This is a genomic window from Virgibacillus carmonensis (assembly GCF_057836705.1).
The window spans coordinates 82090-103150 of record NZ_JBYQFJ010000014.1 but is presented as its reverse complement, the minus strand read 5'-3'; the positions used below and the strand labels follow the sequence as shown (position 1 = coordinate 103150).

Sequence of the window (21061 nt, the reverse complement as noted above, 5' to 3'; positions counted from 1 at the left end):
GTTCGCTTCCGCGTGGGCAAAGCACCCACACTGCACCGCTCTGCTTATGCTTGTCATGTCTTTCAAGGCGCTCTGAGCTTTTCTTGTACATGTTGATCATTTAAAGGGGGCCAGTATTGGAGTGATAGATGCAATATGAAGTATGTACAATTGCTCAATCTTTAAAAATTGGTTATAAAATAGAGGTGTAAAAATGACAATTTTGGTTCAGAAATTTGGAGGTACCTCACTACAAACGCCAGCTAGCATTTCTAAAGTGATTGCTCATATTAAACATGCGATCGAAAGGAATTATAAATTAGTAGTTGTTGTTTCAGCATTAGGACGTAAGCCGGACCCTTATGCTACAGATACGTTACTAAGCCTTGTTAACCAGTCAACCTCAATTCACGCGAAACGCGAGATGGATTTATTATTGTCATGTGGGGAGACAATTGCTGGTGTGGTATTGTCAAGTGAGCTACAGAGTAATCATATTAAATCTATTGCACTTACTGGTGCGCAAGCAGGTATTCTGACAACTTCTGAATTCACACAGGCGGAAATTAAACGTGTCAATACTTCTCGTATAGTAAAGGAATTGGATAACCATAACGTTGTAGTAGTTGCAGGCTTTCAAGGGCAAACACCTGCCGGAGAAATCACAACGATTGGCAGGGGGGGAAGTGACACGACTGCAGCAGCACTAGGGGTTGCACTCAACGCTGAAAAGGTTGAAATTTTCACAGACGTAAACGGCATCATGACGGCGGATCCGAGAATAGTCAAATCTGCAAGGCAATTAAAAATTGTATCCTATACAGAAATTTGTAATTTGGCAAATCAAGGTGCAAAAGTGATTCATCCAAGAGCAGTTGAAATTGCTATGAAGGCAAATATTCCATTACATGTGCGCTCGACTTATTCAATTGAAAGTGGAACATTGGTGACAAATGCAAATATAAAGGAAATACCCGATCAATCCATTACCGGTATCGCTCATAAGATCGCTCTAACCCAAATTAAAATTGAGAATAGAGAGGAAGTGCACCGTCTTCATTCAGACGTTTTAAAGGCGATGGGAGAAGCAGGGATTTCAGTTGTTTTTTCTAATGTATCCTCAGCAGGATTACTTTTTACAGTACCAAGGGTCTATACGCAAACAGCAGTTGACCTCATAACCAACTTAGATTTTTATCCACAAGTGATTGAAAATTGTGCAACGGTTTCAGTTGTCGGAGATGGCATAATGGGGATGCCTGTCGCTACTAAAATAGTTCATACCCTTACTGAAAAAGGGATCCAAATCCTGCAATCTGGTGACAGTCATACAACAATCTGTCTATTGATTCACGAAAAAGATTTAATGGATGCAGTTAATGTATTGCATGATACGTTTAAATTGAGCCAAAAGGTAGAAACAGGTATTAAATAAATAGTTTGAAATTACAAAAAAGGGGTTGAGAATATGAATAGAAATATATCTGTCGGTCTTTTAGGCTTAGGAACTGTCGGGTCTGGTGTCTTTCAACTGATTGAAAAACACCAGGAAGAACTTGTTCACAAACTTGGATGTGGTATTACAATAAAAAATATATTAGTTCGTGATTTGAAGAAGGCGCGTGAAGTTGATGTCGATCCTACATTTCTTACTACAAACCCTGATGATGTTTTAAATCATCCGGAAATTGACGTCATTATCGAGGTAATGGGTGGCATTGAAGATACACGTGCATATATTCTAAAAGCGTTTGAGGCGAAAAAACATGTCGTAACTGCAAATAAAGATTTAATGGCAATACACGGTCTTGAGCTTCAACAGGCAGCAAATCAAAATGGTTGTGATCTATTTTATGAAGCTAGTGTCGCTGGCGGAATTCCAATAATACGCGGCATAGCAGATGGACTCGTGTCAGATCGGATTCAAAAGGTAATGGGGATTGTGAATGGAACAACGAACTATATTCTAACTAAAATGGATGATGAGGGAGTTTCCTATGAAGGCGCATTAAAAAAAGCGCAGGAACTTGGCTTTGCAGAGGCTGATCCTACAGCAGACGTTGGAGGGTTGGATGCTGCCAGAAAAATGGCTATCCTTGCTAGACTTGCATTTTCTACATCCGTAGATTTAGAGGATGTTGAGATTAGCGGAATTGCTAATCTAGCGTTAGAAGATTTAAGGTATGGAAAACAGCTTGGCCTTACAATGAAATTAATCGGTTTTGCTCATTTTCAGGATGATCAGGTTGAAGTAAGTGTACAACCTACATTTCTACCTGATAAACATCCATTGGCAACAGTAAAAGACGAATATAACGCGGTTTATGTTAATGGAAAAGCTGTTGGAGAAACCATGTTTTATGGTCCTGGAGCAGGTGGCTTGCCGACTGCAACAGCTGTAATGTCTGATGTTGTGGCTGCTGTTAAAAATATGTTATTAGATGTAAGCGGGCGCCAGTTAGTAACACCACGCTATAAAAAGGTATTAAAAAGACCTGATCAGCGCTTTGGAAACTATTATTTTAGATTACATGTACAAGATAAGGTCGATACATTTACAACTATTTCATCTTTATTTACTAACTTAAATATAAGCTTCGATAGAATCATACAAACTCGACAAGATGAAATCATTGTAGTAACGCATGAAACAACACTGGAAAAGGTCAAAAATAGTTTATCAGATTTACAAAAGGCAGATGTTGTAAAGGAAGTAAAAAGTTATTTCCGTATTGAAGGAGCTGTTGGTGAATGAATTGGCGAGGAATAATCGAACAGTATGGTTCCTATTTACCTGTGACAACAGAGACACCAGATTTAACCCTTCATGAGGGAAATACACCATTAATTTATTTTCCGCACCTTTCTGACCTACTAGGTGTGGAGCTACACGGGAAAGTGGAAGGAGCGAATCCTACAGGCTCTTTCAAGGACCGAGGGATGGTGATCGCTGTTGCAAAAGCGGCGGAAGCAGGAAGCAAATCCATTATTTGTGCTTCCACCGGGAACACATCTGCTTCGGCTGCCGCCTATGCTGCAAAAGCAGGTATGCATGCAATCATTGTAATTCCAAAGGGGAAAGTTGCGCTTGGAAAGCTTGCGCAAGCAAAAATGTATGGGGCAGAAATTGTAGAGATCGATGGAAACTTTGATGATGCTTTAAAAATGGTGCGCAAGTTAAGCGAGAAAGCAAAGATTACACTTGTTAACTCAGTGAATCCCTACCGATTAGAAGGGCAAAAAACAGCAGCATTTGAAGTGTGTGAGCAACTTGGTTCTGCACCCGATATCCTAGCTATTCCAGTTGGTAATGCAGGGAATATCAGTGCTTATTGGAAGGGGTTTAAGGAATATCATCATGAAAAGGAAACTGGCCTACCAAGAATGTTCGGTTTCGAAGCGGAAGGCGCAGCAGCGATTGTGAAAAACACCGTCATCGCTAATCCAGAAACGGTTGCCACAGCCATTCGTATTGGAAACCCAGCAAGCTGGGATCTTGCAGTTACTGCAAGGGATGAATCAGCTGGGAAAATTAATGCTGTAACAGACAATGAAATTACAGATGCATTTCAACTTCTGGCACGTAAGGAAGGAATTTTTGCAGAGCCAGGCTCCTGTGCCTCCATTGCGGGAGTTATCCAGCAGTGTAAGGAGGGGGTTATTACACCAGGAAGTAAAGTTGTTGTTGTTTTGACTGGAAATGGCTTGAAAGATCCACAGACAGCAATCGATCAAGTAAATGTGGAACCAGTTTCGCTGCCTAACGATGAAGAAAAAGTTATGGCATATATAACCGATATGGTGACAACATGAAGCAATTCGAAATCTCTATCCCAGCTAGTTCTGCAAACATTGGTCCGGGATTTGACTCAGTTGGTTTAGCTGTAGATCTCTTTTTGACACTTCAAGTAAAAGAACAGGGAGAATGGGAGTTCGAACATAACTCTCATTTTCTGCCCTTTTTTTCGGATTTTAGTGATCATTTCATTTATCAAGTTGCAAAACAAACGGCACAGCGTCATCAGAAAACACTACCGGCTTGTAAAGTTATCGTCGATAGTGAGATTCCATTAGCTCGTGGGCTTGGTAGTAGTGCTTCCGCGACGTTAGCGGGGGTTGAACTAGCAAATCAATTATGTGATCTATCTTTAACAAGTGAGCAAAAGCTGCTATATGGGACCGAAATGGAAGGGCATTCAGATAATGTGGCACCTGCATTATTTGGAGGCATTGTTGTTACCGCTACGATACAGAATAAAAATGTTGACTATATAAAGTTACCAACTCCTGATTTGGATATTGTTGTCTGTATACCTCCTGTGAAACTAAAGACTGAAATAGCAAGACGAGCACTTCCAACTACCTTTTCCAGGAAACGGGCGGTTACTGCAAGTGCAATCAGTAATCTAATGATTGCCTCCCTTCTTTCTGGAGATTATCATGTAGCTGGAAAAATGATGGAAAGTGATTTGTTCCACGAACCATACAGGGCAGATCTTATCCCGGATTACCATATCGTAAAGCAGGAAGCCAAAAAGGTGGATGCCTATGGAACTGTTATTAGCGGAGCTGGTCCAACAATGATGTCTTTTGTACCTAAAGGTCAAGGTGCGGTGATAACGAAGCACATGGCAGCAAAGCTTTCTGATTATCAGGTTGTCCCATTAAAAATAGTTCAAAACGGTTTGCAGGTTAAGCAAATCGCTCTTCAATAGAAATATAATCAGTTAATAGCTCTGGCTTAAGAAACGGGAGATTTTGAAAATTTAAGCAATGTCATGAAAATGTAATATAAATTTTTCTTTTACAGCTTTCCTTACCATATAAACATTGGAAACGCATACAATTATTTAGATTTATCTAAAGTATCAAAAAACTTTGAAAAACCTATTGACCAACCGTCTAAAACGTTATATGATTGTCGGCAATATTAATTATCTAAATCTTTAAAAATATGAATAAAGATTAACTCGATGACGGGAAAAAAGGAGCATGTTACATGTATTTACAGAGATCTAGGGTTGCTGGAAGCCTAGAAGTACATATTGCTCTGACATCATCTCTGAGTGCCAAGTTGAACAGATTCTTTAGTAGACTGGGTCAGGTGCATTTTTATGTACCTGTTATCAAAGTAGGCTGCTCGTCAGCCTCATAAGGTAGTATTCGTAAGAGTGCTACAAACATGGGTGGTACCGTGAAAAGATGGCTCTTTTCTCCCCTATAATTCTGAATTTATGCAGATTTATGGGGAGTAAAGGGTCTTTTTTGAATCCAAAAAGAGGAGGTATGTAATGTGAAAGTTGAGGCAAAGCATGAGATGGAGCGTACAAAAGAATTAAGAACCGGGTCTGATTTATTAATTGAAACATTGGTTGATGCAAAAGTTGATACGTTATTTGGTTACCCTGGTGGAGCTGTATTACCGATTTATGATGCGTTATACCGTAGCAAAGCCCCTTTTGAACATGTACTTTCTCGTCATGAACAAGGTTCCATTCATGCAGCAGAAGGGTATGCGCGTGTTACTGGAAAACCTGGTGTAGTGCTTGCTACTTCGGGGCCTGGGGCAACCAATTTAATTACCGGTATTACAGATGCAATGATGGATTCCTTGCCACTAGTTGTATTTACAGGTCAGGTAGCAAATAGTGTTATTGGAACGGATGCTTTTCAAGAAGCAGACGTAATGGGAATAACTACCCCGATTACGAAATACAATTATCAAGTGAAAAACATATCTGATTTACCAAGAATTGTAAACGAAGCTTTTCATGTTGCTTCAACAGGGCGCCCTGGGCCAGTAGTTGTGGATATTCCTAAAAATATATCCGCAGCGATTACCACAGAGAAATTTGAAAATGATTTTTATTTACCGGGGTACCAACCGACAAAGAATCCTAATCCATTACAGATTGTTAAATTAGCAGATGCTTTAAGTCGTTCAAAACGTCCGCTGCTATTAGCAGGTGCAGGAGTATTATCAGCAAATGCAGCACAGGAACTGAAGGAGTTCGCTGAGAGGTATCAACTTCCTGTAGCTAATACATTGCTTGGGCTCGGAAGTTTTCCAGGTTCTAATTCACTTTCTTTAGGAATGGCTGGCATGCACGGAATGTACGCAGCAAACATGGGAATTTATGAATGTGATTTATTACTAAATATAGGAGCAAGATTTGATGATCGTCTAACTGGTAACATCGAACATTTTGCACCAAACGCAAAAGTAGCTCACATTGATATTGATCCGGCGGAAATCGGAAAAAATATTTCAACTGATATTCCCGTTGTGGCGGATGCAAAGGAAGCACTAAAGGCATTATTAACAAGCTCCATTGGCATGCCAGACCACAAATTGTGGAAAGAACGGATACAGAATAATAAAACAAATTATCCGTTATGGTACGAAAGGTCAAACGAACTACTCTCGCCACAATGGTTACTCGAACAAATTTATCGTGTTTCGAATGGAGATGCGATTGTAACAACAGATGTCGGGCAGCATCAAATGTGGGCAGCACAATACTACGCATTTGATAAACCTAATCGCTGGGTAACATCTGGAGGGCTTGGAACAATGGGATTTGGTTTTCCAGCAGCAATTGGTGCTCAACTCGGAGCGCCTGATGATTTGGTAGTATCTGTGGTCGGTGACGGTGGATTTCAAATGACTCTTCAAGAGTTGTCGGTCATAAAAGAAAGAAACCTGCCAGTAAAAATAATCATTGTTAATAACGAGGCGCTAGGGATGGTGAGGCAATGGCAGGAAAGTTTTTATGAAGGAAGATATTCCGAATCGCTTCTTACTCAGAACCCTGATTTTGTAAAGCTTGCAGAAAGCTATGGCATTCGCGGATTAAAAGTCGACAAGGAAGATGATGTGGTCGAAACGCTTGAGGATGTATTTTCCTATGAGGGGCCCGTTGTAGTTGATTGTCGAGTTGTTCAACTGGAATGTGTTTATCCGATGATTGCTCCTGGAAAAGGGATTCATGAAATGTTAGGGGTGACGAAATGAAACGTATTATAACGGCTACCGTTCAGGATCGAAGTGGTGTTCTTAATCGGATCACCGGAATGTTATATAAACGTCAGTTCAATATCGATAGCATTTCCGTAGGTAGTTCGGAAACAGAAGGAATGTCCAAAATGACATTTGTTGTTGAGATTAGCGACAGCCAAAAGTTAGAGCAGCTAACAAAACAATTGAATAAACAAATTGATGTTATAAAAGTATCGGATATTACGGATAAGGCAATCGTTGCAAGAGAATTGGCGCTTGTTAAGGTAGGTGGCAGTGGTCACTTACATGCTGAAATTCAAGGGATAATAGCCCCGTTTCGTGCATCTGTAATAGATGTTAGCAAGGACAGCTTAACCATACAGATAACAGGAAAACCAAATAAAGTTGAGGCTTTGATTTCACTACTAAGACCATATGGAATAAAGGAACTTACTAAAACTGGTGTTACAGCTTTTTTAAGAGGGCAACAGCCAAAACAGGTTACAGAGATAAACTCATCTACTATATAGCACCAAAAGCGGAAGCGCCGGTTTAGTGGCGTATGGACTGTGCCCACGCACCGTGGGTAGTCGATGTTGCCACGCAAAGTGGCGGTTTTATCGAACATTCCTTCCGTATGAGATAAAGGAAACACGAAAAGTGAAAGCGTTTAAGGACGTTCGACTATTGTTAAACTTATCGTAAGGAGGAGAAGGAAGTCCACTAGCCGCTGGGTGATAGAGCTGGACGTGGCTATTGCTGTTATAGAAGTAAACTAAAGAAATAATATTTTAAAACTATAAAATTAAAAATGGAGAGGAAGATTTAAATGTCAAAAGTACTTTATGAAAAGAATATTCAAAAAGAGGTATTGCAAGAAAAGAAAATAGCGGTAGTTGGTTATGGGTCACAAGGGCATGCACATGCATTGAATCTTCGCGATAGCGGGTACGATGTAGTGGTAGGACTTAGACCTGGTAAATCTCAGGAAAAGGCGGAGCAGGATGGATTTGAAGTTCTTTCGGTAGCGGATGCAGTAAGTGGGGCAGATGTTGTGATGGTGCTTCTTCCAGATGAACTTCAGCCTTCTGTATATTATGAAAGTATTCAACCCAATCTTAAACCAAATAGTGCAATTGCATTCGCACACGGGTTCAACATCCATTTTACCCAAGTAGTTCCACCACTCGATGTAGATGTATTTCTTGTTGCACCAAAAGGCCCGGGACATTTGGTTCGCAGGACGTTTGAAGAGGGCGCGGGAGTACCAGCTTTATATGGGGTGCATCAAGATGTTACCGGAAAGGCTAAAGAACTTGCACTTGCATACTCACAAGGAATTGGTGCAGCTAGGGCAGGCGTTCTTGAAACAACATTCCAAGAGGAAACGGAAACAGATTTGTTTGGCGAGCAAGCCGTCCTATGTGGAGGAGTTACTAGTTTAATAAAGGCAGGTTTTGAAACGTTAACAGAAGCGGGATATCAGCCGGAAGTAGCTTACTTCGAATGTATGCACGAAATGAAGCTAATAGTTGATTTGTTGTATGAAGGTGGACTTGAAAACATGCGCTATTCCGTTTCAGATACTGCACAATGGGGAGATTTTGTATCTGGGCCACGCGTAATCAACGATGAAACAAAGGATCGAATGAAAGAAATTCTTGCAGATGTGCAATCTGGTGAATTTGCGAAAGGCTGGATCTTAGAAAATCAAGCTAATCGTCCTAAGTTTAATGCAACCAATGCAAAAGAAAACCAACATCCAATTGAAAAAGTAGGAAGGGAGTTACGTGACTTAATGCCTTTTGTAAAACAACCATTAAAAACTAAACAAAAGGATGTGAAAGTACATGTCACAAATTAAGATTTTCGATACAACATTGAGAGATGGTGAGCAATCACCTGGAGTTAATCTAAACCAACTAGAAAAATTGGAAATCGCAAAACAGCTGGAACGTTTCGGTGTTGACAGGATGGAGGCAGGGTTTCCTGCTTCTTCCAAAGGGGATTTTAATGCTGTAAAAACGATAGCAGAAACAATAAAGGATACATCCGTTACAGGATTAGCTAGAACAGTGAAGTCAGATGTTGATACGGCCTGGGAAGCATTAAGAGGTGCAGCAGAACCTTGCTTACATCTTTTTTTAGCAACATCACCAATTCACATGACGTATAAGCTGAAAAAGACGCCAGAACAAGTTATTGATACTGCTGTAAATATGGTTTCCTATGCAAAACAGAAGTTTCCACAAGTAGAATGGTCTGCAGAAGATGCATCCAGGTCAGATTGGAACTTCTTAGCTCAGATTATCGAGCGTGTTATCGACGCAGGTGCTACTGTTATCAACTTGCCTGATACAGTTGGATATACGACACCTTTAGAGTATGGGAATTTGTTTAAATTCATAAAAGAAACAGTACCAAATATTGGCCGTGCGAGCCTTTCTTGTCATTGTCATAATGATTTAGGTATGGCGGTAGCTAACTCGTTAGCTGCAGTGGAAAATGGCGCAACACAGGTGGAAGGAACAATTAATGGAATTGGCGAGCGGGCTGGAAATGCAGCATTAGAAGAGTTGGCGGTAGCACTAAAGATTCGCTCTGACCATTATGCCTATCATACAGACCTTAAGCTGAATGAAATTAAACGTACTAGTGACCTAGTAGCGAAATTGACTGGGATGTATGTGCAAGCAAATAAAGCGATTATTGGCCGAAATGCTTTCTCACATGAGGCCGGTATACACCAGGATGGGGTACTGAAACATGCCTCAACTTATGAAATTATCACACCTGAAATGGTAGGTATAAGTTCAAACACATTATTCCTGGGGAAACATTCAGGTCGACATGCGTTTAAGGACAAAGTAAAGGAACTTGGGTATGAACTTTCAGATGAAAAGCTTAAAGAAGCATTCAACCTATTTAAGCTGTTAACAGACCGTAAAAAAGAAGTAACGGATGATGATTTGTTTACGATATTAATGGAAATTCAAACAGACTCTTCTGCAGTGGAGAAGTACCAGTTAGAAATGTTTCAGGTGCAATATGGTACAGCGAATATACCTACTGCAACAGTGCTGTTAAAAAATCCGGACGGTGAAACGGTACAAACAGCCTGCACTGGTCAAGGTAGTGTAGAGGCATTATACAAAACATTAGATGCATTAATTACGGAGGATCTACATCTAGTAGATTACCAGCTTAATTCCGTTGGTCGTGGAAAGGATGCTCTTGCAGAATCGCATGTGCAACTCGTTATTAATGGGGAACCAATGAACGGTAGAGGAACAGCCCAAGATGTAATTGAAGCGTCTGCGAATGCATTTTTAAATGCAGTAAATCGATATATTGTACAACAGAAAACGGCAACAAAGAAACAGATAGTAAAATAACAGAAGGAAAGAGGAGGGGAGATTTATGAATAAGCAAATTATTCTACTTCCAGGTGACGGTGTTGGTAAAGAGATTATGGAATCAGCAAAGCTTGTGTTAAATACGGTTGCAAGTGAATTTGGTCATAGCTTTACGTTTCACCAACATGCTATCGGTGGTGATGCCATCGATCAATCTGGTACACCTTTACCAGAAGATACCATTAAAGCATGCCAACATGGAGATGCCATTCTTTTAGGCGCAGTGGGAGGAGAGAAATGGGACTCCCTTCCTGGACACATGAGACCGGAAAAAGGGTTGCTTGGAATTCGGAAAGAATTAGGGCTGTTTGCCAATTTACGTCCGGTGAAAGGTTTTGCTCCTTTGTTACATGCTTCACCATTAAAAGAGGATGTAATAAAAGGTAGCGATATTTTAATCATTCGTGAACTAACAGGTGGACTTTATTTTGGGCAGCCAAGTGAACGGCGCGAGAACGGTAATGCTGTTGTTGACACACTTTATTACCATCGCAGTGAAATGGAACGAATTATTGACAAAGCCTTTCAAAGTGCCGGGTTAAGAAATAATCGGTTGACATCTGTTGATAAGGCGAATGTCTTGGAATCAAGTCGCATGTGGCGTGAAATTGTTAACGAAAAAAGCAAGGAGTATCCAGATGTGACGGTAGAGCATTTGCTTGTTGATGCCGCCGCAATGAAACTTATTACACAGCCAAATCGCTTTGATGTCATTGTTACTGAAAATTTATTTGGAGATATCTTAAGTGACGAAGCTTCCGTTTTAACAGGATCTTTAGGAATGCTGCCGTCAGCTAGTATTCGATCAGATGGGGTTGGTCTTTATGAACCTGTTCATGGGTCTGCGCCAGATATTGCTGGGAAAGGGATTGCTAATCCACTTGGTATGATTCTTTCTGCAGCATTAATGCTCCGACACTCATTTGGATTGGAAGAGGAAGCATCTGAAATTGAAGATGCTGTTTATGACAGTCTTGATCAAGGGTACCATACCCCTGATTTGCATATTAAGGACGGGAAGCAAGTAGGTACAAGAGAAATGACAGAAATAGTAGTAGAAAGCTTAACAACAAAAAGTGTTTCGAACAGTATTTGCAGTATGTATGTCTAAATGGCGGGATGTGATGAAATGGTAAAACCTGAAACAATCGTTAATAAAATTTGGAATAAACATGTTGTACACACGGAAGAAGGAACCCCAGATTTGCTTTATATTGATTTGCATTTAGTTCACGAAGTAACCTCTCCTCAGGCTTTTGAGGGGTTACGCTTGAACAATCGAAAAGTACGCCGACCAGACTTAACGTACGCTACAATGGATCATAATGTTCCAACCAAAAATAGGGATGTTATTAAAGACCAAATTGCTGAGAAGCAAATGGAAACGTTGAGACAGAATTGTAAAGCAAATGGGATAAGGTTAGCGGATATGTATCACCCGGACCAAGGTATTGTCCATGTGATCGGACCACAGCTTGGATTAACCCAACCGGGGAAAACAATTGTGTGCGGGGACAGTCATACATCCACACATGGTGCATTTGGTGCATTAGCTTTCGGAATTGGTACAAGTGAAGTTGAACATGTATTGGCTACCCAAACATTGTGGCAAGAACAACCCAAAACATTGAATGTACAGGTGGAAGGCGACTTAGGTCCCGGAGTCACGGCAAAGGATCTAATTCTAGCTATCATTGCGAAATTTGGCGTGCGCTTCGGAACAGGATCTGTCATTGAGTATACGGGTGATGCGATTCGAAATTTATCTATGGAAGAACGTATGACAGTTTGCAACATGTCGATTGAAGCGGGTGCTAGAGCTGGTTTAATTAGCCCTGACGCGAAAACGATTGAGTTTTTAAAAGGAAAAGAATATGTACCTGAAGGAGAAGCATTTACCGAAATGGCTGAACAATGGCTAGATCTTGCTACTGACGAAGGTGCTGTTTACGATAAAACTGTAACAATACATGCAGAGGAAATTGAACCACAAGTATCATGGGGAACAAACCCTGGCATGTGTGTACCAGTGAGTGGAACTACTCCTGATTTAAAAGAAGTAGAATATAAGGAAGATGTCGAGCGGGCACTGGAATATATGGGATTAAAAGAAAACCAATCGATTACTTCGATAGAGATTGACCATGTATTTATCGGATCCTGTACAAATTCACGACTGAGTGATTTACAGAAGGCAGCGGCTATCGTTGAAGGGAAGCAAGTTAAATCAACTGTCAGGGCTATCGTTGTGCCCGGTTCTTTTAGTATAAAACTGCAAGCGGAAAAAGAAGGCTTAGATACTATTTTTAAAGAAGCGGGATTTGAGTGGCGTGAAGCTGGATGTAGTATGTGCTTAGCTATGAATGACGATATTGTTCCACCAGAAGGTAGATGTGCATCAACATCTAACCGAAATTTTGAAGGAAGACAAGGGAACGGCTCGCGCACACATTTAGTAAGTCCTGAAATGGCAGCAGCAGCCGCAATTGAGGGTCGCTTTGTGGATGTCCGTTCATTTGCAGGAGTGCTTAATTAGGAGGTGTTATGTCATGGAAGCTATTAATGAGCATACGGGACTTGTGTATCCGTTGAATCGGACAAATGTTGATACAGATCAAATTATACCGAAGCAATTTTTGAAACGAATTGAACGAACTGGATTTGGCCAATTTTTATTTTATCATTGGCGATTTGACGACGAAGGCAACAAGCGAGTTGATTTTGGGCTAAATAAAGTGAAATATAACGGTGCATCGATATTATTAGCTGGGGAAAATTTCGGGTGTGGTTCTTCTAGAGAACATGCACCATGGGCATTAGTTGATTATGGATTTCGTGTTGTCATAGCTCCAAGCTTTGCAGATATTTTTTATAATAATGCATTGAAAAATGGGATTATACCTATTCAAATGGAACAAAAACAGCTAAATCAATGGATGCACCAAGCAGAACAATCCAAGTTAATAGTGACGGTAGATTTAGAGGGTCAAACGATTATTACTCCTGATCAACATAAGGTACACTTTGATATTCCCACCTATCATAAGGAAAAGTTGTTAAATGGATGGGATGAAATAGCTCTAACGTTAAAACATCAAGATAAGATTGATGCATATGAGAATGCATAAGAATGTAGGGGAAAATAGTATTATAATGAGGAGAGTGAATTAATTGGGGATTGCTTAACAGGTGAAACAGTTCATACTGCGATGGAACGTTTAGTTCCTATCGTTCACCGTACACCATTAATAACATCATCTACAACAAATAAGTTAGTTGGAAAACATATCTATTTCAAAATGGAAAACCAACAAAAAACAGGAGCATTTAAGTATAGAGGTGCAAGCTTTAAACTGATGCAGCTGTCAAACAATGAATTAAAAAAAGGTGTTATTACTGCTTCAGCGGGAAATCATGCCCAGGGAGTAGCACATGCAGCAGCAAAAATAGGAGTTAAAGCAACTATATTCATGGCAGAATCAACACCACAGGCAAAAATTAATGCAACAAGGGCATATGGTGCCGATGTTGTACTAACGGGTAAGACTTTCCAAGATGCATATGATGCTTCAATGAAAAAACAACTCCAAAGTGGTGCTGTTTATATTCATCCGTTTGATGATTATGATGTAATGGCAGGGCAAGGCACAATTGCCCTAGAAATGTTAAGGCAAGAGGATCGAATTGACACGATAATTGTTCCAATAGGCGGCGGTGGTCTGATTAGCGGCATTGCGGTTGCTGCCAAACATGTTAATCGTAATATTAAGATTATCGGAGTTCAAGCAAGTGGTGCGTCCGCTGTATATGATAGCTACCATTATAATAGAGTGAATAGTTTTACAACAGTATCTACAATCGCAGAAGGTATAGCAGTTAAACAACCTGGCAGAAAAACATTACCACTAATACGCAATTATGTAGATAATATCCTAACTGTAACAGATGAAGAAATTGCTGCAGCTATTATTTATATGCTTGAACGAAATAAGACATTGATGGAAGGGGCAGGCGCTGCAGCATTAGCAGCGTTATTCAGCCACAACCATCAAATTAAATCAAGACATTGCGGTGTAATTGTTAGCGGTGGAAACATGGACATTGGAGCTCTTCCAAAAATCCAGCAACTGGCAGATAGAACGCATTCTGCTTAGGACTTTTTTTTACAAAAAAGATTCTTTGGGTCGAAGCGACCTAGAGAATCTTTGCTTATTTTCTCAGATCACCTGAAGGCTAACTTCACCAACATCTTCAAAACGTACTTCATAAATTCCTTTTTGTAATACTTTAGGCAGAATAAACGTACCGGAAGATATAATCATATCCTTTTTGATACGTTGTCCACTTTTGGCAAGCTCACCGATTAGCCATTTTATTGCATGGACAGGATTACCAAGAACTTCCGATGAAGATCCTTTAGCAATTATTTCTCCATTTAGACTCAGTCCAGCTTTTATATTTCCCAACTGCTCAACCGTTAATCCTTGTACAGGTGCCCCGACAACCACATTTCCTGCAACCGCACTATCTGCAATAACTTGACCGAAACTAAGATTGGGAAACCAGTCCGTAAAGCGTGAATCCGGAATTTCCAGACCAGGTGCAACACTCACTTTTTGTAGAATGGATTGAACATCGTCTTCAGTTGATAAGTCCTCATTCGTAATAAACATTAATTCGATTTCAATTAAAGGGGATAGCATATCAGCCAATTCTATTGTTCCTTCAGAAAGGCTTGTCTGTGTTAAAGCTCCATAAAGAGGTGTAGTTGAATGAAACAATGCCTGAGTTTCTTCGCTTGTCAAACTAATTTTATATCCCAGTAGCTCATCATTTTTCACGATAGCCTTTTTTTCGGTGATTTGATGCTGAATTTCATAAGCATCTGATTTACCAATATTCTCTGGAATACTCGCTTTGGAAATAGGCTGTTTAAGATCGGATGCATTGTATAATGTCTCAACCAGTTTGGTATGTTTCGTATTAGTTTTCATTATTGAAACACCTCTTTCTTATGAATTGATACTAATAATAACAAATGATTAGAATATTTGTAAGTATTCAGTACTTTGGGTTAGTTATTTACTAGTTATTTTTTTGTTAAAATAACTAGTAAAAAGAATTGAGGCAAATTCAACTCAATAAAGCGTGAGGGAACAATAATATATTTCGGGAATGATAGGAGCTGATGATGCTGACCTGTAAGTATTGTCATAAAAAGTGGAGCTATTCATATAGATTGAAGGCCATGTATATATTTAAGAAAAACATGAAATGTCCCCATTGTGGGAAGAAAAACTACATCTCTAAATACAGTAGATGGAAGATTAGTTGTATTTTTTATCTAGGGAATTTCCCAGTTTTGTTAACTCTAATTTTACTAGATGTACCTGTGATATGGACTGTTGTTTTGTGTTTGTTTATACTTGTTGTTTTAGCTTTGATCACACCAAAATATTTAGCATTAAGCAAAGAAGAAGCACCATTTTGGTAAAGATCTTGGAAAACGGGGTTAAATTCGAGTATGCTTAAAAAAGTGATAGAGCGATGAACAGAGTTAATATTTTGAAAGGGTGTTTGTGTGGAATTCAGAGGATCCAGTGCTTACGATCAAACAGATTTTTTATCAAATTATATGAAGAGAAGAGACCGGCAAGATAGTCCCAACAATGCTATTGAAGGTCCTATTATCCATGAACTTATCGGCGATATTCAAGGTAAAAACATCTTAGACTTAGGCTGTGGCGATGCTTCCTTTGGAAAAGAAATGCTAAATCAAGGCGCGAAGTTTTACACCGGAATAGAAGGTTCGGAACAAATGGCATCATCTGCAAGAGCTAACATATCTTCTGAAAATGGAGAGATAATTTGCGAAACAATGGAGACATATAAATACCCTACCAATGAATTTGAACTAATAACCTCACGTTTTGCAATACATTATGTATTAGATATCGATCAACTTTTTCTTAATGTTTATAACTCTTTAAAAGAAAATGGGAAATTTATATTTAGTGTTCAACACCCGCTAACAACATCTTCATTCTCTAGTAAGCAATCTGGTGACAAACGTGCTAACTGGATAGTGGACGATTATTTTAACGATGGCGAGAGAAAGGAGCCTTGGATTAATAAAGTGGTTGTTAAATATCATCGAACAATTGAACAATACTTTACTGCACTTAGACAAGCCGGGTTCACAATATTAGATTTGCGTGAAGGCACCCCAAAACGTGCACATTTTAAAAGCGATGAAGAATTTGTAAGAAGAAAAAGAATTCCAGTTGTTTTAGCCTTTTCTTGTGTGAAGTAATGTTGGAAACTAAGGTGGAGTGAAGTTAGACACTCATCAGGCTGATTTGGTTATTAAGGAAAAGGGGAGAATCTAATTATGTACGAATTAAAAACAAAAGAAACGGACGACAGTGTACTTGCGTTTATTGAAAATGTTGATAACCTCAAAAAACGAGAAAGTGCCTACAAATTATTAGATATTTTTACCGAAACAACAGGTTATGATGCAAAGTTGTGGGGAACGAGTATCATTGGATTCGGTTCCTATCATTATAAATATGAATCCGGTCATGAAGGCGATGCGCCGCTAGTTGGTTTTTCACCTCGAAAGGCAAAAGTCAGTTTGTATTTTGCGACAGGTGATACAAAACGAGCGGAATTATTAAAGAATTTTGGAAAACATACAACTGGTAAGGCGTGTGTCTATATCAATAAGGTAGAAGATATTGATGTTGATGTATTAAAAGAATTAATAAACCAATCCGTAATCTTTTTAAATGAAACTTATCCAGACCGATAATAACCAACTAGTGTAATAGGGGGTGATTGGATATTATTGAGAATAAAGTTGGATTACAATTTCTTGATTTTATTACGTTAAAGGAAAGCGAAATGGATTACTATCATCCAATTGCTGGCTCATTTGCCATAATTCACTGCAATGGTAAGTACCTTTTGTGTTTTAACAAATGGAGAAAGCAATGGGAATTTCCCGCTGGAAAAAAAGAAATAGGTGAAACACCAAAGGAATGCGCTATAAGGGAGCTTTATGAGGAAACTGGGCAAAAAGTAGATGATTTAACGTTTAAAGGTTTATTGAAAGTTAGGAACAATAGAAATGCACTTATTAAGTATAATCCTGTTTATTTTTCAACAGTTCATCGGTTACAATCTTTTAGAGAAAACGAAGAGACAAGTCAAATAAAACTCTGGGACACCAATGAGGACATAGGATATATGGATAAGGTGGATTTAAAGATTTTGGATTATATATAATGTACCAGGTGCCTCCACAAAAGCCTTTTTATCAGCTGAAAATAAGTGAATTTGGAGGAATATACATGATAAAAGATAAATTATTCTTTGATTATTTGAATGAAGTAAATCAGGGTTTTAAAGGCTGGGATTTCTCCTATATCTCGGAAACAGGACGTATGGGGAGTGAGTTACTGTCGTGGTCATATGGAAGTATGGCAAAACCGCTTGTTCAGAACGCTCAAGTCATGTTAGATATGGGAACGGGTGGTGGAGAATTTTTGTCTATGTTAAGACCTTTTCCGAAAAAGGTCTGTGCGACTGAAGCTTATAAACCGAATGTTCCATTAGCACGGAATAAACTGGAGCCCCTGGGTGTTCAGGTTTTTCCGATTGAAGAAGATACGGATCTTCCATTTGCAACTAATCAATTTGATTTGATTATTAATAAACATGAGTCATACTCACCGAAAGAGTTAAGAAGGATTATTTCTGATAATGGAATTTTTCTTACGCAGCAGGTTGGCGGAATGAATGATGCTGGAATTAATGAAGGTCTTGCTGTACCTATAAATGATGAATTTTCGTATTGGAATTTAGAAATGGCAGTTAGCGAACTTAGCCATCATTCTTTTGATGTTACCTTTCGTAAAGAAGAATTTCCGATTGAACGTTTTTATGACGTAGGTGCTTTAGTTTATTATCTAAAAGCTATCCCATGGCAGGTGCCTGACTTTAGTATTGAAAAATTTAAAAAAAAGTTATATCAGATACATCAGCAAATAAATTCAGTAGGGTATTTTGATGTGAAACAGCATCGGTTTGTTATTTGTGCTAAAGCTGTTTAGCAGTGCAGATGGAGTATGATTTTAGCACCACTTTTGCTTAAAGTGGTGCTAACCTATATGTTAGTGATAATTTTTATCCTGCTTCTCGTCAGGATTAAACCTATCTCTAACTTTTTCAATTGCTTGCTCAACCATTTCATCAGCAATCATGACTTTGTCCGTATCGTAGTTTTCCTCAGTTTGTACCTCGAATTGAAGTTTCTCGGCATAAGGTGCAGATCTATTCATCATAAATGCCGAGGTCACGTCACAATAGATGTCACGAGCCTTTTCTGCATTCTGTTTACCGGTGACGATATCATTCATTAAGTTTAGCGCAAGAATATTAGCTGCTTCCATGTCACAACGGGAAGACACTTCTCCTTTTGTCCTTTCAACGATTACACTTCCATCAAACTTTGCAAGCTCGCTAAACATCTCTGGTGGAACTGAATAATTAATAAAATTTTCGATAACATCGGTATGCGGTTGTGGGAAATCATGTGGGATCTCGTCCCTATAAACTACCGTTCGTTTCCACTGTCCATTGTTAAACCAGATTAATCTGCTTGGAATAGCTTCGTTTGGAGGCCCGTATTGTTCAATTGTAAGATTAGCCGATTTTTTGGACATAGCGTTCCAATCATTCAATATCGTCCGAACTGCCTCCATATGCGCTTGTGTATCAGTAGTTTGCTCAGCTCCACCAAGGGTCTGTACCTTTAAATCGCTAGCTAATGAAATACCAGCAGTTTTCAACTTTTCTTCTTGTTCCATGGTATACCTCCATCCTATAGTTTCATTTTATTATTTGTTAAAACTTCTAAATTAAACCTTATATTGAAATACTGGGCAAGTTTTTAATGAAATGAAAAAGTAAAAGAATAATTAAGCCTGTGTTACAATTATTTTAGAAGAAGTAGCATACTCCATAATCAAACTCACGAAAATTTTTCCACTTTAAATTACATCCAAAGGTTAAGGTGATAATCATGAAAACTGCAAGAATCATCTTTACTGTTCTATTTGTACTATCAATAGTCATTCTAATAGATACGGTTCAGTCCAATGAAAAAAATAAATCTGTTAAAGATAGGGAGGCGAAAAGCGACATGGAAGATTCAAATAATCAAGCTAATGGTGTTACTAAAACAGGTTCACTTCAGGAACAATTAGATGAGTATATTAAAAATGAACCTAATTTAACTGGCGCTTTGATTGGTATTAGCATCCGGTCAGCTGCAACGGGTGAAGTGGTGTATGAACATAACGGTGATATTCGAATGCAGCCTGCTTCGAATATGAAGTTGTTTACCGGTGCTACTGCATTATCTACACTCGGAAGAGATTATACCTTTACAACAGAAGTATTAGCGGATGGACCGATAAATGATGATACACTTCGAGGAAATCTCTACATAAAGGGAAAAGGTGACCCTACTTTAATATCGTCTGATTTTGTTGATTTTGCTAAACAGATCAGCGATCGCGGAATTACAAAAGTTAATGGAGATGTTATTGCGGATGATACGTGGTATGACGATGTTCGTATTTCACCTGATTTGATCTGGGATGACGAACAATATTATTACGGGGCACAAATTTCAGCATTAACAGCTTCACCAAGTACTCACTATGATGCAGGTTCAGTGATAGTGGAAGCCAGTCCTGGTGATAGTGTGGGCGATAAGCCGTTAATAACCGTGTTACCACAAACAAATTACGTGCAAATTATTAATAATGCCAAAACGGTATCAGCTGGGGAAGAAGAGGAAATTGAAGTCGGAAGGAAACATGGCACAAATGTTATTACAATTGAAGGTACCATTCCAATTGATTCGTGGGCAGCAAAAGAATGGATGGCAGTTTGGGAGCCGACAGGTTATGCATTAGATTTGTTTCAGCAGGCTTTAAAGAGTCAAGGTATCACTTGGACAGGTGATTTAAAAGTAGGAAAAGCTCCAGAAACGGCGACTGTTCTAGTTTCACATGATTCCATGCCGTTATCAAAGCTGCTTGTACCATTTATGAAGCTTAGTAACAATGTACATGCAGAAGTACTTGTGAAAGAAATGGGAAAAGTAGTAAAAGGTGAAGGAAGTTGGGAAAAGGGTCTTGAGGTAATGGAAGAGGAATTTCTTAAATTAGAATTAAATATTGAAACCATGAGAATTAGAGATGGATCAGGAATTTCGAGCAATAACTTGATTCCAGTCAATGAAGTTTCAAAGCTTTTACATGCTGTGCAAAGGAAGGATTGGTTTTCTACTTATATCAATTCTTTACCTGTTGCTGGTGTGCAGGATCCGTTGGTTGGCGGGACATTACAAGGCAGAATGGAAGAAATCACAAATCAGGCAACGATTCAGGCTAAAACTGGAACGATACACTCGGTTAGTTCCTTGTCTGGTTATATTAATCCCAGAGAAAGTGAAACGATTATTTTTTCTATAATTAGTAACCATCTAATAGATGAGGATGATGGAAAAGATATAGAGGACAATATTGTCAGGATTTTGGCCAACTAATCATATAATCATATTTAATCATAAAAAAGAAGGAGAGTCATG

At 39.0% G+C, this 21061-nt stretch carries 20 protein-coding genes; 18 read left to right on the top strand and 2 right to left on the bottom strand.

Translation table 11 applies throughout. The annotated features are described in order from the left end of the window. The first annotated feature begins 193 nt into the window (after positions 1 to 193). From dapG to ilvA, 12 genes are all read left to right on the top strand, one after another. Positions 194 to 1414, top strand: coding sequence for an aspartate kinase (gene dapG / locus AC3G7N_RS12610; protein ID WP_489422515.1), 1221 nt, complete (start codon positions 194 to 196; stop codon positions 1412 to 1414). A 33-nt stretch (positions 1415 to 1447) separates the two neighbouring features. After that, on the top strand, positions 1448 to 2734 hold the full coding sequence (locus AC3G7N_RS12605; protein ID WP_489422514.1) for a homoserine dehydrogenase: 1287 nt from the start codon (positions 1448 to 1450) through the stop codon (positions 2732 to 2734). Beyond that, entirely contained in the window at positions 2731 to 3792 is a 1062-nt protein-coding gene (thrC, locus tag AC3G7N_RS12600) for a threonine synthase (protein WP_489422513.1), read from the top strand. Before AC3G7N_RS12605 ends, thrC begins: the two co-directional genes overlap by 4 nt. Continuing rightward, entirely contained in the window at positions 3789 to 4694 is a 906-nt protein-coding gene (gene thrB / locus AC3G7N_RS12595) for a homoserine kinase (RefSeq protein ID WP_489422512.1), read from the top strand. Before thrC ends, thrB begins: the two co-directional genes overlap by 4 nt. A gap of 578 nt (positions 4695 to 5272) precedes the next feature. After that, the gene (ilvB, locus tag AC3G7N_RS12590; RefSeq protein ID WP_489422511.1) at positions 5273 to 6994 is read left to right on the top strand and encodes a biosynthetic-type acetolactate synthase large subunit; all 1722 of its coding nucleotides are present in this window, start codon (positions 5273 to 5275) and stop codon (positions 6992 to 6994) included. Then, positions 6991 to 7509, top strand: a complete 519-nt coding sequence (ilvN, locus tag AC3G7N_RS12585; RefSeq protein ID WP_489422510.1) for an acetolactate synthase small subunit — start codon at positions 6991 to 6993, stop codon at positions 7507 to 7509. Before ilvB ends, ilvN begins: the two co-directional genes overlap by 4 nt. Before the next feature lie 299 nt (positions 7510 to 7808). Next, on the top strand, positions 7809 to 8843 hold the full coding sequence (gene ilvC / locus AC3G7N_RS12580) for a ketol-acid reductoisomerase (protein WP_489422509.1): 1035 nt from the start codon (positions 7809 to 7811) through the stop codon (positions 8841 to 8843). Beyond that, positions 8830 to 10374 carry a 2-isopropylmalate synthase gene (locus tag AC3G7N_RS12575; protein ID WP_489422508.1) on the top strand — a complete coding sequence of 515 codons (1545 nt, stop codon included), beginning with the start codon at positions 8830 to 8832 and terminating at the stop codon, positions 10372 to 10374. The genes ilvC and AC3G7N_RS12575 overlap by 14 nt, the downstream gene beginning before the upstream one ends. Positions 10375 to 10399: 25 nt before the next feature. Continuing rightward, positions 10400 to 11506, top strand: coding sequence for a 3-isopropylmalate dehydrogenase (gene leuB / locus AC3G7N_RS12570; protein ID WP_489422507.1), 1107 nt, complete (start codon positions 10400 to 10402; stop codon positions 11504 to 11506). Between the two features lie 18 nt (positions 11507 to 11524). Continuing rightward, positions 11525 to 12931: a 3-isopropylmalate dehydratase large subunit gene (leuC, locus tag AC3G7N_RS12565; protein ID WP_489422506.1), complete on the top strand. Its 1407-nt coding sequence runs from the start codon at positions 11525 to 11527 to the stop codon at positions 12929 to 12931. Positions 12932 to 12944: 13 nt separating this feature from the next. After that, entirely contained in the window at positions 12945 to 13523 is a 579-nt protein-coding gene (leuD, locus tag AC3G7N_RS12560; protein ID WP_489422505.1) for a 3-isopropylmalate dehydratase small subunit, read from the top strand. A gap of 81 nt (positions 13524 to 13604) precedes the next feature. Further along, complete coding sequence (ilvA, locus tag AC3G7N_RS12555; RefSeq protein WP_489422504.1) at positions 13605 to 14549, top strand: threonine ammonia-lyase; 945 nt, start codon at positions 13605 to 13607, stop codon at positions 14547 to 14549. Positions 14550 to 14612: 63 nt separating this feature from the next. Here the strand turns inward: ilvA and AC3G7N_RS12550 are convergent, their stop codons facing one another. Next, positions 14613 to 15389 (bottom strand): 2-keto-4-pentenoate hydratase, encoded by a 777-nt coding sequence (locus tag AC3G7N_RS12550; protein ID WP_489422503.1) that lies wholly within the window; start codon positions 15387 to 15389, stop codon positions 14613 to 14615. A 194-nt stretch (positions 15390 to 15583) separates the two neighbouring features. On the opposite strand from AC3G7N_RS12550, the gene AC3G7N_RS12545 reads away from it, so the two are divergent. From AC3G7N_RS12545 to AC3G7N_RS12525, 5 genes are all read left to right on the top strand, one after another. Continuing rightward, positions 15584 to 15889, top strand: coding sequence for a TIGR04104 family putative zinc finger protein (locus tag AC3G7N_RS12545; protein WP_489422502.1), 306 nt, complete (start codon positions 15584 to 15586; stop codon positions 15887 to 15889). An 87-nt stretch (positions 15890 to 15976) separates the two neighbouring features. Continuing rightward, positions 15977 to 16708, top strand: coding sequence for a class I SAM-dependent methyltransferase (locus AC3G7N_RS12540; protein ID WP_489422501.1), 732 nt, complete (start codon positions 15977 to 15979; stop codon positions 16706 to 16708). Between the two features lie 78 nt (positions 16709 to 16786). After that, complete coding sequence (locus AC3G7N_RS12535) at positions 16787 to 17209, top strand: DUF1801 domain-containing protein (RefSeq protein ID WP_489422500.1); 423 nt, start codon at positions 16787 to 16789, stop codon at positions 17207 to 17209. 26 nt (positions 17210 to 17235) lie between these two features. Further along, the gene (locus AC3G7N_RS12530) at positions 17236 to 17685 is read left to right on the top strand and encodes an NUDIX domain-containing protein (RefSeq protein ID WP_489422499.1); all 450 of its coding nucleotides are present in this window, start codon (positions 17236 to 17238) and stop codon (positions 17683 to 17685) included. A gap of 65 nt (positions 17686 to 17750) precedes the next feature. Continuing rightward, the gene (locus tag AC3G7N_RS12525) at positions 17751 to 18512 is read left to right on the top strand and encodes a methyltransferase domain-containing protein (protein ID WP_489422498.1); all 762 of its coding nucleotides are present in this window, start codon (positions 17751 to 17753) and stop codon (positions 18510 to 18512) included. A 60-nt stretch (positions 18513 to 18572) separates the two neighbouring features. Here the strand turns inward: AC3G7N_RS12525 and AC3G7N_RS12520 are convergent, their stop codons facing one another. After that, on the bottom strand, positions 18573 to 19268 hold the full coding sequence (locus AC3G7N_RS12520) for a hypothetical protein (protein WP_489422497.1): 696 nt from the start codon (positions 19266 to 19268) through the stop codon (positions 18573 to 18575). Between the two features lie 215 nt (positions 19269 to 19483). Between AC3G7N_RS12520 and dacB the strand changes: the two genes are divergently transcribed. Continuing rightward, complete coding sequence (dacB, locus tag AC3G7N_RS12515; RefSeq protein ID WP_489422496.1) at positions 19484 to 21019, top strand: D-alanyl-D-alanine carboxypeptidase/D-alanyl-D-alanine endopeptidase; 1536 nt, start codon at positions 19484 to 19486, stop codon at positions 21017 to 21019. Positions 21020 to 21061 lie beyond the last annotated feature (42 nt).